This is a genomic window from Citrobacter sp. W9, from assembly GCF_026719375.1.
GTDB lineage: Bacteria > Pseudomonadota > Gammaproteobacteria > Enterobacterales > Enterobacteriaceae > Citrobacter > Citrobacter werkmanii.
The window spans coordinates 69,954-82,690 of sequence record NZ_JAPPTE010000004.1; the positions used below are offsets into that span (position 1 = coordinate 69,954).

Consider the following 12,737-nt stretch of genomic DNA (forward strand, 5'->3'; position numbering starts at 1 on the left):
TTAGCGCCAAACGATTGCTTAAATCAATTGCCCCCCTGAATGTGACTGTTAGAATGCCGGTAAATATGACTTTCATCATCAGGAAATGTTATGAAACCGACCACCATTTCGCTGTTACAGAAATGCAAACAGGAAAAGAAACGCTTCGCCACCATTACCGCGTACGATTACAGCTTCGCCAAATTATTCGCCGATGAAGGCATCAACGTGATGCTGGTGGGCGACTCACTGGGCATGACAATTCAGGGGCACGACTCCACCCTGCCGGTCACCGTGGAAGATATCGCCTACCACACCCGCGCCGTTCGCCGTGGCGCGCCGAACTGCCTGCTGCTCTCCGACCTGCCGTTTATGGCTTATGCCACGCCGGAACAGACGTTTGAAAACGCGGCCATCGTGATGCGTGCGGGGGCCAATATGGTCAAGATTGAAGGCGGCGCATGGTTGGTTGATACGGTGAAAATGCTCACCGAACGCGCCGTCCCGGTTTGTGGTCATCTGGGGCTGACGCCGCAATCGGTGAATATCTTCGGCGGCTATAAAATTCAGGGCCGCGGCGACGCCGGGCAGGTACTGCTGGATGACGCGCTGGCCTTAGAAGCGGCAGGCGCTCAACTGTTGGTGCTGGAATGCGTGCCGGTTGAACTGGCGAAGCGCGTTACTGAAGCGCTGTCGATTCCGGTGATCGGCATCGGCGCGGGCAACGTCACCGATGGTCAGATCCTGGTAATGCACGATGCGTTTGGCATCACCGGCGGTCATATTCCAAAATTCGCGAAAAATTTCCTTGCCGAAGCGGGCGACATACGCGCCGCCGTACGGCAGTATATGGCAGAAGTGGAGTCCGGCGTTTATCCGGGCGAAGAACACAGTTTCCATTAAGGAGTCCAGGTGTGTTAATTATCGAAACCCTGCCGCTGCTGCGTCAGCATGTCCGTCGTCTGCGCCAGGAAGGCAAACGCGTCGCATTGGTTCCCTCTATGGGCAATCTGCACGACGGCCATATGAAACTGGTCGATGAGGCAAAAGCCCGGGCTGATGTGGTCATCGTCAGCATTTTCGTCAATCCGATGCAATTCGACAGACCGGAAGATTTGGTGCGCTATCCGCGCACGCTGCAGGAAGACTGCGAAAAACTGAACAAGCGCAAAGTCGATTATGTCTTTGCTCCAGCCGTTGAGGAAATCTACCCGCAGGGGCTGGAAGGCCAGACGTACGTTGATGTTCCCGGCCTCTCTACCATGCTGGAAGGCGCCAGCCGTCCGGGCCACTTCCGCGGTGTCTCAACTATCGTCAGCAAGCTGTTCAACCTGATCCAGCCGGATATCGCCTGCTTTGGCGAGAAGGATTTCCAGCAACTGGCGCTGATTCGCAAAATGGTCGCCGATCTGGGCTACGACATTGAGATAGTCGGCGTGCCGATTATCCGCGCCAAAGATGGTCTGGCGCTCAGCTCGCGTAACGGGTATCTGACGGCAGAGCAGCGTAAAATCGCCCCAGGATTATACAAAGTGATGAGCGGCATCGGCGAAAAGTTACAGGCCGGTGAGCGTGACCTGGACGAGATGATTGCCATTGCAGCGCAAGAACTGAATGAAAAAGGCTTCCGCGCCGACGACATTCAGATCCGCGATGCCGACACGCTGCTTGAACTCACCGAAAACAGCAAACGTGCGGTCATTCTGGTCGCCGCATGGCTGGGACAGGCGCGTTTGATCGATAATCAAAGCGTTACATTAGCCCAGTAGACAGGGGTTAAAAATCGGGCAATACTGCCTGAGAATTTCCAAAGCAGGCTTCAAGCGCCTGCTTAGCCAAGATAAACGACAGGGTATAGAAGTTATGATTCGCACCATGCTGCAAGGCAAGCTCCACCGCGTAAAAGTCACGCAGGCGGACCTGCACTACGAAGGTTCCTGTGCCATTGACCAGGATTTCCTCGATGCCTCCGGTATTCTGGAAAACGAAGCGATTGATATCTGGAACGTGACCAATGGGAAACGTTTCTCAACCTATGCGATTGCGGCTGAACGCGGCTCCAAAATCATCTCGGTGAACGGTGCGGCGGCGCATTGCGCTGAGGTTGGCGACATTGTGATTATCGCCAGCTTCGTCACCATGTCTGATGAAGAAGCCCGGACATGGCGGCCGAAAGTGGCCTACTTTGAAGGCGACAACGAAATGAAGCGCACCGCGAAAGCTATTCCGGTCCAGGTTGCCTGATAGTCCTTACCCCTGCGGCTGATTGACGATCAGCCGCGACATCGTTTCCAGCGAATCCGTGCGTAAAATATACAGCCTTTTGAGCAGCATCGGATTATCGCCCGGCTTCACCTTCCCTCTCACCGTGGTTACCGCCATGTGAAATCCCGCATCGCCCGCCGCTTTTACCGCCGTGGCGTTATAACCGCCAAACGGATATGAAAGATACAGGACGTGAGGATTGAACTGGGACAGCGCCCGCCGCGAACGGGCAAAATCGAACAGAATGTTGTGATAGTTGCGGCTCAGCAGGATCGGCCGATGATGAGCGTCCACTCGATGTAAAAAATGGGTATGCGACTGGAAGTCAAACACATCCCTGATCCCATTCAGTTCAGAGACGCTCATAAACTGTAGCGATTTCGGATCCCACTTCTGCGGATGGCGCTTAATGCGTGACGAGATGATGAACGCCGTCGCCTTCATGCCGTTCTGTTTCAACACCGGATAAGCATAACGACTCACCGACTTCAGACCATCGTCGAAAGTCAGCACCACCGCCCGCGCCGGGAGGTTCATATTGTTGCGTACATAGCCTTCCAGTTGATACATCGTCAGCGTCGTGTAGCCGCGATCGTGTAGCCAGGCCATCTGGTTGCTAAAAGCGCGTACGGAGGTTGTGGTGGAGGTGTGACGAAAGCGGGTATTCTCTTCATCACGCAGAATATGATGATAGGTTAACACCGGGATGCCGTTGTCTTCCTGCGCATCCAGAGCACTGATATAGGCCAGTCTGCCGCCAATGCGGATCTGGTACCACGTCTGGTTGAGTCGGTCTTTAAGCTTACTGATTATGGGATAGCGCAGATTATCCGCCAGCACGCCAAACGGGGCGCTACCGACATCCGGGGCATTATAAACCGGTGTATCTTTCCAGGTAATCAGGCTTTGATTGCTGAGGGGTTTATTGAGATCGCCCAAACCATCGTCAACTTTCTGCCGCCCCTGAACAGGCTCCAGATGCCCCTTATCAATAAATCCGGTACCAAAGCCAAAGGTGAATTCGTAATAGTCAGCCGCTATCGGCTCTACGGCAAGGATCTGCCCGGCGCGAACATTCCCCACCGTCACCATTTTGTCACCTATCTGCGCCCACACGGCAGCCGCTTCGGTAGTTTGCATGTAGCGAGCAGGCAAAGCCGCAGCTACGCTGCCAGAAGACAGGAGCAACAAAATAAGCACAACGCGCATAACCATATGAGATAACCGAACCGAGGCGAGAAACCTCGGCTATTGTAGCAAAAGCGCCATCAATACCAACGATTAATACTCGTACAAATCATGCTTCAACACGAAGGGGGGATTTTTTTGTTGTTGATGCCAGAGGCTTGAGACCTCCGGCCCGCCAAGCGCAACAATGCAATCGCGAAACGCAGAGCTGCTCATTGATTCCCGCGACGAAAGCATTCGTTCAAGCAATGAATAGCTGATACCTGAAATCACTTCACACTGGGGGTGTTTGTGGCTCATTAACGAGGCCACGCGGTACGGTGCGGCCCCCGCGGTATCCGTCAGGAAGATCACGCCCTCGCCTGAGTCAGTAGCATGCAGAGCGTGACACATCATGCGGCTCAGCATATTTGAGCTGAGCCCACGCCAAAAACTTACCGCCTGGCATTGGGCCAATGGGCCGTGCTTCTGCTCCAGACGATGCAGCATATCCTGTGCCTTATCGTCATGACAGGTAATTACCCAACCTAACATTGCCTTCCTCCTTAGCAGGCAAGTAGTTTATCAATGTGATAAATCCATAATGGTGATAAGCGTCAAAAGTCTTCCTCTCCCGAGCAGAGAGAGGAAGAAAGAATTAACTGCGCAAACCGCGTCCACGCTGGATCAGGTACCAGCACAGCAAATAAAACACCGCGATGAACACCACCAGCACGCCAAACGTGGTGACCAGCGGAACATCATGGATACCCAGGAAGCCGTAGCGGAATCCGCTGATCATGTAGACAATTGGGTTCAGGTGCGACAGCCCCTGCCAGAACGGCGGCAGCAGCGTTAACGAATAGAATACGCCCCCCAGGTAGGTCAGCGGTGTTAGTACGAAGGTTGGGATCAGGCTGATATCGTCAAAGGTTTTGGCGAAGACTGCATTCAGTAAGCCCGCCAGCGAGAACAGTATCGCGGTCAGCACCAATGTGAGCGCCACAAACACCCACGAATGTACCTGGAACGGCACAAAGAACAGCGACACCGCGGTAACCAGAATGCCCACGCACAGCCCGCGCGCCACGCCGCCGCCGACAAAACCAGCGATAATGACGTGCGTCGGTACCGGAGCGACCAGCAGTTCTTCAATATTGCGTTGAAACTTGGCGCTAAAGAATGACGATGCCACGTTAGCGTACGAGTTGGTGATTACTGCCATCATAATCAGCCCCGGCACAATAAACTGCATGTAGCTAAAACCATGCATTTCGCCGATACGCGAGCCAATCAAATTACCAAAAATAATAAAATAGAGCGTCATGGTGATGACGGGAGGAACCAGAGTCTGGACCCAGATACGCATAAAGCGGTGGATCTCTTTCGCCCAGATGCTTTTCAGCGCAACCCAATACAGCTGCATCATGCGCGATCTCCTTGTTTTTCATGCACCAGAGAAACAAACAGTTCTTCCAGTCGGTTCGCTTTGTTACGCATACTTAATACCTGAATACCCTGGGCGCTCAGTTGTGAGAACACGCTGTTAACCCCCTGCTCACGCAGAACTTCCACTTCCAGCGTCGAGGTATCAACCAGACGATACTGATACCCTTCCAGTTTTGGCAGCGGGCTTTTCGGCGCCAGATCGAGAATAAAGGTTTCTGATTTCAGTTTAGAGAGCAGGCTCTTCATGGAGGTATTTTCCACCAGCTCGCCGTGCTGAATAATACCGATATTGCGACACAGCATTTCCGCTTCTTCGAGATAGTGGGTGGTCAGAATAATTGTGGTGCCTTTGTCATTTAAATCTTTTAAAAAGCCCCACATTGAACGACGTAGCTCAATGTCGACGCCCGCCGTCGGTTCGTCGAGAATCAACAGCTTTGGCTCATGCATCAGCGCACGAGCGATCATCAGACGACGTTTCATCCCGCCGGAAAGCATACGCGCACGTTCGTTACGCTTTTCCCACAAGTCGAGCTGTTTTAGATATATTTCGCTACGCTTAACGGCTTCTTTATGCTCAACGCCGTAGTAACCTGCCTGGTTGACCACGATCTGCTGCACGGTTTCAAACGGGTTAAAGTTAAACTCCTGCGGCACCAGACCAAGCTGACGTTTAGCGTTAACCGTATCTTTATCGAGATCGTATCCGAAGACGCTTACCCGTCCGGAAGTTTTATTCACCAGCGAACTGATAATGCCGATGGTGGTGGATTTACCTGCGCCATTCGGTCCCAAAAGCGCATAAAAATCACCCGCTTCGACTTGCAAATCTATGCCGCGTAGCGCCTGCACGCCACCGGGATAGGTTTTCTTAAGTTCTTGAAGTTCCAGAGCAATGGTCATGGTTTTTTACTTACCTTACGTTCTGACATTTCATATATAGTTTAATTAATGCTGGAGTTACCCTATATTAGCCCATCGAATTTATCTGGTTTCGGGTCGTACAACTCCATGAAAGACATAGATACACTCATCAGCAACAATGCACTATGGTCAAAGATGCTGGTAGAAGAGGATCCCGGATTTTTTGAAACGCTGACACATGCGCAGAATCCACGTTTTCTATGGATTGGATGTTCCGATAGCCGCGTTCCCGCTGAACGATTGACCGGTCTGGAACCGGGCGAATTATTCGTCCACCGTAATGTTGCCAATCTGGTTATTCACACCGACCTGAACTGCCTCTCAGTGGTTCAGTATGCGGTGGATGTGCTGGAAGTGGAACATATTATTATTTGCGGCCACTACGGATGCGGCGGCGTCCAGGCGGCTATTGAAAATAAAGAACAGGGGCTGATTGATAACTGGTTACTGCATATTCGCGATATCTGGTTTAAACACAGCTCACTGCTGGGCGAAATGCCGCAGGAACGCCGCATGGACACTCTGTGCGAACTGAATGTCATGGAGCAGGTCTATAACCTGGGTCATTCAACGATTATGCGATCCGCCTGGAAGCGCGGTCAGAAAGTCACGATTCACGGCTGGGCCTACGGTATTCATGATGGCCTGCTGCGCGATCTCGACGTCACCGCCACCAGCCGCGAAACGCTGGAGCAGCGCTATCGCCAGGGGTTATCTAACCTCAGCCAGAAACACTGCAACCATAAATAATGTGACATTGCCGGGAGGCGGCTATGCCTTACCCGGCCTACAAACCTGCGCCGTAGGCCTGATAAGCGAAGCGCCATCAGGCACTCCAGCCAATTACTCGTCCAGCAGCACTACTTTGCCAACGTACGGCAGATGGCGATAACGCTGGGCATAGTCAATGCCGTAGCCGACCACAAACTCATCTGGAATAGAGAATCCGATAAACTCAACCGGCACATCCACTTCACGACGGGAAGGTTTATCCAGCAGCGTACAGATAGCCAGGGATTTCGGCTCGCGCAGGCTCAGAATCTCACGCACTTTAGACAGCGTGTTGCCGGAGTCGATGATGTCTTCAACAATCAGCACGTCTTTGCCACGAATGTCTTCATCCAGGTCTTTCAGGATTTTAACATCACGCGTGGTAGACATTCCGCTGCCATAACTGGATGCAGTCATGAAATCGACTTCGTGGGAGACATGCACTTCACGGCACAGGTCGGCCATAAACATAAATGAGCCGCGTAACAGACCAACCAGCACCATATCGCTGCCGCTGTCCTTATAACGTTCGTTAATCTGACGTCCCAGTTCAGCAATACGCGCTTTGATCTCCGCTTCCGGGATCATGACTTCAACAGTATGTTTCATATCTCTAACCATATGATTTAAAAACAAATCACTCAATGCTTACTTTTAATAAGCGAGCATCTAAGCGCAAGGCACGCAGTATACCAGCAAAAGCATTCATCCGCGGCATCTGTTGATAAAGTTCATTGTGTGACAATCATCACGCGTTTTAACTCCTATAATTAACTGCTATTAAAGAAATAACACCTGTGATGGTATTTTTTATGGCAAATAACAACGTACGATCCCAACGACTTATCGTGACACTGAGTGCTCTGTTCGCCGCACTTTGTGGACTCTATCTCCTGATTGGCGGAGGCTGGCTGGTCGCCATCGGTGGCTCCTGGTATTACCCTATTGCGGGTCTGGCCATGCTCGGCGTGGCCTTCCTGCTATGGCGTAGTCAACGCTCCGCGCTTTGGCTGTATGCCGTCCTGCTTCTCGCCACTATGATTTGGGGCGTATGGGAAGTCGGGTTTGATTTCTGGGCATTAACACCGCGTAGCGATATCCTGGTCTTCTTCGGTATCTGGCTGATTCTGCCGTTCGTCTGGCGCCATCTGATCGTACCTTCCAGCGGTGCGGTAACAGCGCTGGTCGTCGCACTACTGATTAGCGGCGGGATCCTGACCTGGGCGGGTTTCAACGATCCGCAGGAAGTACACGGCACGCTGAGCGTGGATACCACCCCGGCCGAAGCAATTTCACCAGTGGCCGACGAGGACTGGCCCGCTTACGGGCGCAATCAGGAAGGTCAACGCTACTCACCGTTAAAACAAATTAACGCCGACAACGTACATCAATTGAAAGAAGCCTGGGTATTTCGTACCGGTGATTTAAAACAGCCGAACGATCCGGGTGAAATCACCAATGAAGTCACGCCGATCAAAGTTGGTGATACGCTCTATCTGTGTACCGCCCACCAGCGTCTGTTTGCACTTGATGCGGCGAGTGGTAAAGAGAAGTGGCATTTCGATCCCCAACTTAATACCAACACCTCTTTCCAGCACGTGACCTGTCGCGGCGTTTCTTATCATGAAGCACGGGCCGATAACGCCAGCCCGGAAGTGGTTGCTGACTGTCCGCGCCGCATCATCCTGCCGGTGAATGATGGCCGTCTGTTTGCCCTGAACGCGGAAACCGGCAAGCTGTGCGCAACCTTTGCCAATAAAGGCATCCTTAACTTACAGACCAACATGCCGGATACCACGCCGGGTCTGTATGAGCCGACGTCGCCGCCCATCATTACTGATAAGACCATCGTGATTGCCGGGTCGGTGACCGATAACTTCTCCACCCGCGAAACCTCCGGCGTTATCCGTGGTTTCGATGTGAATACCGGTAAGCTGCTGTGGGCGTTCGACCCAGGCGCCAAAGATCCCAATTTCATCCCGTCAGATGAACATACGTTCACCTTTAACTCACCCAACTCCTGGGCCCCTGCGGCCTATGACGCGAAGCTGGATCTGGTGTATCTGCCCATGGGCGTCACCACTCCGGACATCTGGGGCGGTAACCGCACGCCGGAGCAGGAACGTTATGCCAGCGCCATCCTGGCGTTAAATGCCACGACCGGGAAATTGGCCTGGAGCTATCAAACCGTTCATCACGATCTATGGGATATGGACTTACCGGCGCAGCCGACGCTGGCGGATATCACCGTTAAAGGGCAGAAAGTCCCGGTCATTTACGCCCCGGCGAAAACCGGTAACATCTTCGTGCTCGACCGCCGTAATGGTGAACTGGTGGTACCTGCCCCGGAAAAACCGGTGCCGCAGGGCGCAGCCAAAGGTGATTACGTCAGCAAAACCCAGCCGTTCTCCGATCTCACCTTCCGTCCGCAGAAAGATTTGAGCGGCGCGGATATGTGGGGCGCCACCATGTTCGACCAGTTGGTGTGTCGCGTGATGTTCCACCAACTGCGTTATGAGGGCATCTTCACCCCGCCTTCGGAGCAGGGCACGCTGGTGTTCCCCGGCAACCTGGGGATGTTCGAATGGGGCGGCATCTCCGTTGATCCTAACCGTCAGGTGGCGATTGCCAACCCAATGGCCTTGCCGTTTGTATCGAAGCTGATCCCACGCGGCCCAGGCAATCCGATGGAGCCGCCGAAAGATGCCAAAGGCACCGGCACAGAATCAGGGATTCAGCCCCAGTATGGTGTTCCGTTCGGCGTCACGCTGAATCCGTTCCTGTCGCCATTTGGCCTGCCGTGTAAGCAGCCAGCCTGGGGCTACATCTCCGCCGTGGATCTGAAGACCAATGAAGTGGTGTGGAAAAAACGTATTGGCACACCGCAGGACAGCATGCCGTTCCCAATGCCGGTTCAGGTGCCGTTCAATATGGGAATGCCAATGCTGGGGGGGCCTATTTCCACCGCCGGTAACGTGCTGTTCATTGCCGCGACCGCCGACAACTATCTGCGCGCCTACAACATGAGTAACGGTGAGAAATTGTGGCAAGGTCGTCTACCGGCAGGTGGACAGGCGACACCGATGACCTATGAAGTGAATGGCAAACAGTATGTGGTGATCTCCGCCGGAGGTCACGGGTCGTTTGGCACGAAGATGGGCGATTATATCGTGGCGTACGCATTGCCGGACGAGGCTAAATAACTGAAAAGCCCGGTGGCGCTATGCTTACCGGGCCTACGGATGCGACATACAGGCCGGGTAAGGCGAAGCCGCCACCCGGCTTTTTTTATACCGTGAATCCGAGCATCATGCCGGTATCTTCATGCTCTAACAAATGGCAATGCGCCATATAGGCATGCTCTTTCGGCGCATTGTGGTCAAACTTCACCAGCACCTCGCTGACGCCGCCTTCTACCCGTACCGTGTCCTTCCATCCCGCGCGGTGCGCGGCAGGCGCTTTGCCATTCTCAGACAAAATGCGGAACTGGGTGCCATGAATATGGAACGGATGCAGCATCATGTCGCCCTGACCAGAAATCACCCAGCGCTCATGCTGACCTTTCGCCGCGGCGAACATGGGTTTATTCATATCAAACGCCAGACCGTTAATCCGGTTGGCATTATGGAAATCAAATGATCCCGCCTGCTTCATGTTGCCATGCTGCATATTCCCCATGTTGCCATGGTTCATATTGCCATGATTCATCTTCCCGTGGCCCATATTGTCATTATTCATATGGTCCATCATCTTCCCATGATCCATACCCGCCATCGCCTGACCGCCGTACTTCTTCATCAGCATTTGCATGCCCATCATGTCGAGCATCGGATCCATAGATAGCTGTAGTTTGCGCACCGTCAGGCCATCCAGTGACGGCAATGACGGCATGGATGTCAGCGAATCAGGCAGCGTTGCGGAAGCGGTAATCAACAGCGGCTGAACGCGCATCACCGGGTGCGGCTTATCAAATGGCGCAACCGCCATACCCATCTGGCTCACAGGCAGGGTAAGTAGATCGAAAGCTTTACCGTCGCTCACATCCACCAGCACTTCAAAGCGCTCGCCCATCAGCATGGGAAGTTCAGTGACTTTGACCGGTTCAGCCAACAGTCCACCATCGCTGGCAATAACGTACAGAGGACGATTGTCGCTGGCGGCAATATTCAGCGAGCGAGCGTTACAGCCGTTCAGCAGGCGCAAACGCAGCCAACCGCGCGGCGCGGCATGCTGAGGATAAATCGCGCCGTTGGTCAGCAGCGTATCGCCAAACCAGCCGACGGCAGCGGTCATCATGTCCAGTTGATAGTTGATCTGTCCATCGGCGGAAAACTGCTTATCCTGAATAATCACCGGCACATCATCAATGCCCCACTGCTTCGGCAGTAGTAGTTTGTGAATCTCTTCATCTTCAATCAGCACCAGTCCGGCCAGCCCCATCGCCACCTGACGACCGGTTTTGCCATGCTGATGCGGGTGGAACCAACAGGTTGCTGCCCGTTGATCCGGGGTGAAAGTGACAGAGCGTTTCCCGCCTGCCGGGATAATACCTTGCGGCCCACCGTCAACTTCACCAGGAATTTCCAGTCCGTGCCAGTGCAACGTCGTCTCTTCGGCAAGCTGGTTGTGGATATCCACCGTCACCGATTGCCCTTTGTTCAGCTTTAGCGCCGGTCCGAGCAAATTGCCGTTATATCCCCACGTCGTGGCGGTTTTACCTGCAAAGCTCGACTGCCCGACTTGTGCAATCAACTGAATGCGATTAGAAGCATCGGCGGTTAACAGGTCTGGAATGGGCAATGCCGGACGGTCGGCGGCAAATACGCTACGGCTCCATAGAGGTAATGCTGACGCGACGCCCAGCGCCACGGAGTACTTTAAAAAGTCACGACGTTGCATAATCACTTCCTTATATTCAGCAGCTTAAGCAGGCTATCTTTTAAGCATAAGCCTTCCCCTTACGGGAAGGTCAAGTAAACGGCTAATAATAAAGGTCGTCGCTTCGCTCGCAGTGTGCTAACGTTTAAATTCCGTGATGCAGTGGTAGAAGCAATGAAGACGTTTTTCAGAACAGTTTTGTTCGGCAGCCTGATGGCCGTATGCGCAAATAGCTACGCGCTGAGCGAGTCCGAAGCCGAAGATATGGCCGATTTAACGGCAGTTTTTGTTTTTCTGAAAAATGACTGTGGATACCAGAATTTGCCAAATGGGCAGATCCGTCGCGCACTGGTCTTTTTTGCCCAGCAAAACCAGTGGGACCTGAGTAATTACGACACCTTCAACATGAAGGCGCTAGGTGAGGACAGCTATCGCGATCTCAGCGGTATCGGCATCCCAACGGCAAAAAAATGCAAAGCGCTGGCGCGTGATTCCCTGAGCCTGTTGGCTTACGTTAAATAATCCACCGCCGTTACTCTGGCTGTACCAGCGTCAGGGCCACGGATTGCGCTTTTAATTCAGCCTTTGCGCCTTGCGGTAAATTCACATCGGTAACAATATCAGTAAAGCGGCTAAGCGGCGCGACGTTAAATAACGAATGCGCGCCATACTTACTGCTATCCGCCAGTAATACCTTCCGTTGCGCATTGGCAATAATTTCTTGCTTCAGTCCCGCTTTGTCTTCCGTTGGCGTGGTCACCCCCTTGTCCATGCTCCAGGTGTTACAGCTCATAAAGGCGATATCGGGATAGACGCTACGCAACATTTTCCGTCCAAACTCACCAATGCAGGACTGACTGCTGTCATCAATGCGCCCACCAACTATCGTCACTTCTATCTGGCGGAATTCTGATAAAAACAGGGCAATATGCAGATCAACAGTAATGACGCGCAGCGGCAAATGGGTCAGACATTTTGCCAGCTCCAGCATTGTGGTACCGGCATCAAGCACCACGGCATCGCCAGCATGCACCATTGAGGCGGCAAAACGCGCAATCGCCCGTTTCTCAGCGGGCGATCGCAGTTGCTTTTCATTGGTGGTCGGCTGCGCCGCTTCAAAACGTCGCAGGGCAACACCGCCGTGGCTACGGCTGATCACGCCCTGTTCATCCAGCTTGATGAGGTCGCGTCTGATTGTTGCTGGAGAGGCGTCAACCGCCTCAACCAGTTGCTCCACGGTAACCAGCGTATGATTTTTCAAATACGCCACAATCTTATCCAGACGGTGTTGGCCTTTCATAACA

The 12,737-nt window shown here is 53.2% G+C and carries 13 protein-coding genes; 6 read left to right on the forward strand and 7 right to left on the reverse strand.

Annotated elements, in window-relative coordinates:
* The first annotated feature begins 90 nt into the window (after positions 1 to 90).
* The 3 genes from panB (at position 91) to panD (ending at position 2,223) form a co-directional block, all read left to right on the forward strand.
* Positions 91 to 882: a 3-methyl-2-oxobutanoate hydroxymethyltransferase gene (gene panB, locus OOJ59_RS08410; protein WP_150344664.1), complete on the forward strand. Its 792-nt coding sequence runs from the start codon at positions 91 to 93 to the stop codon at positions 880 to 882.
* Between the two features lie 11 nt (positions 883 to 893).
* Positions 894 to 1,748 carry a pantoate--beta-alanine ligase gene (panC, locus tag OOJ59_RS08415; protein WP_038637327.1) on the forward strand — a complete coding sequence of 285 codons (855 nt, stop codon included), beginning with the start codon at positions 894 to 896 and terminating at the stop codon, positions 1,746 to 1,748.
* A 94-nt stretch (positions 1,749 to 1,842) separates the two neighbouring features.
* A complete protein-coding gene (gene panD, locus OOJ59_RS08420; RefSeq protein WP_023178331.1) occupies positions 1,843 to 2,223 on the forward strand; it encodes an aspartate 1-decarboxylase in 381 nt (126 codons plus the stop codon).
* Between the two features lie 6 nt (positions 2,224 to 2,229).
* Here panD and OOJ59_RS08425 read toward each other — a convergent pair whose 3' ends face one another.
* From OOJ59_RS08425 to OOJ59_RS08440, 4 genes are all read right to left on the reverse strand, one after another.
* Positions 2,230 to 3,459 carry a polysaccharide deacetylase family protein gene (locus OOJ59_RS08425; protein WP_137346842.1) on the reverse strand — a complete coding sequence of 410 codons (1,230 nt, stop codon included), beginning with the start codon at positions 3,457 to 3,459 and terminating at the stop codon, positions 2,230 to 2,232.
* Between the two features lie 66 nt (positions 3,460 to 3,525).
* Positions 3,526 to 3,966, reverse strand: a complete 441-nt coding sequence (locus OOJ59_RS08430; RefSeq protein WP_069324038.1) for a PTS sugar transporter subunit IIA — start codon at positions 3,964 to 3,966, stop codon at positions 3,526 to 3,528.
* A 103-nt stretch (positions 3,967 to 4,069) separates the two neighbouring features.
* Positions 4,070 to 4,840 carry an ABC transporter permease gene (locus OOJ59_RS08435; protein WP_038637314.1) on the reverse strand — a complete coding sequence of 257 codons (771 nt, stop codon included), beginning with the start codon at positions 4,838 to 4,840 and terminating at the stop codon, positions 4,070 to 4,072.
* Positions 4,837 to 5,763 carry an ABC transporter ATP-binding protein gene (locus tag OOJ59_RS08440; RefSeq protein WP_038637310.1) on the reverse strand — a complete coding sequence of 309 codons (927 nt, stop codon included), beginning with the start codon at positions 5,761 to 5,763 and terminating at the stop codon, positions 4,837 to 4,839. The genes OOJ59_RS08435 and OOJ59_RS08440 overlap by 4 nt, the downstream gene beginning before the upstream one ends.
* Before the next feature lie 108 nt (positions 5,764 to 5,871).
* On the opposite strand from OOJ59_RS08440, the gene can reads away from it, so the two are divergent.
* Positions 5,872 to 6,534 (forward strand): carbonate dehydratase, encoded by a 663-nt coding sequence (gene can / locus OOJ59_RS08445; protein WP_038637306.1) that lies wholly within the window; start codon positions 5,872 to 5,874, stop codon positions 6,532 to 6,534.
* Between the two features lie 93 nt (positions 6,535 to 6,627).
* Here can and hpt read toward each other — a convergent pair whose 3' ends face one another.
* A complete protein-coding gene (gene hpt, locus OOJ59_RS08450) occupies positions 6,628 to 7,164 on the reverse strand; it encodes a hypoxanthine phosphoribosyltransferase (protein ID WP_042312274.1) in 537 nt (178 codons plus the stop codon).
* Positions 7,165 to 7,367: 203 nt separating this feature from the next.
* On the opposite strand from hpt, the gene OOJ59_RS08455 reads away from it, so the two are divergent.
* Positions 7,368 to 9,758 carry a glucose/quinate/shikimate family membrane-bound PQQ-dependent dehydrogenase gene (locus tag OOJ59_RS08455; RefSeq protein WP_160955689.1) on the forward strand — a complete coding sequence of 797 codons (2,391 nt, stop codon included), beginning with the start codon at positions 7,368 to 7,370 and terminating at the stop codon, positions 9,756 to 9,758.
* An 85-nt stretch (positions 9,759 to 9,843) separates the two neighbouring features.
* Here the strand turns inward: OOJ59_RS08455 and cueO are convergent, their stop codons facing one another.
* Complete coding sequence (cueO, locus tag OOJ59_RS08460) at positions 9,844 to 11,454, reverse strand: multicopper oxidase CueO (protein ID WP_160955688.1); 1,611 nt, start codon at positions 11,452 to 11,454, stop codon at positions 9,844 to 9,846.
* A gap of 153 nt (positions 11,455 to 11,607) precedes the next feature.
* On the opposite strand from cueO, the gene OOJ59_RS08465 reads away from it, so the two are divergent.
* Complete coding sequence (locus OOJ59_RS08465; protein ID WP_003018667.1) at positions 11,608 to 11,955, forward strand: YacC family pilotin-like protein; 348 nt, start codon at positions 11,608 to 11,610, stop codon at positions 11,953 to 11,955.
* A 10-nt stretch (positions 11,956 to 11,965) separates the two neighbouring features.
* Here the strand turns inward: OOJ59_RS08465 and OOJ59_RS08470 are convergent, their stop codons facing one another.
* Positions 11,966 to 12,733, reverse strand: a complete 768-nt coding sequence (locus OOJ59_RS08470; protein ID WP_038637298.1) for a DeoR/GlpR family DNA-binding transcription regulator — start codon at positions 12,731 to 12,733, stop codon at positions 11,966 to 11,968.
* Positions 12,734 to 12,737: the final 4 nt, after the last annotated feature.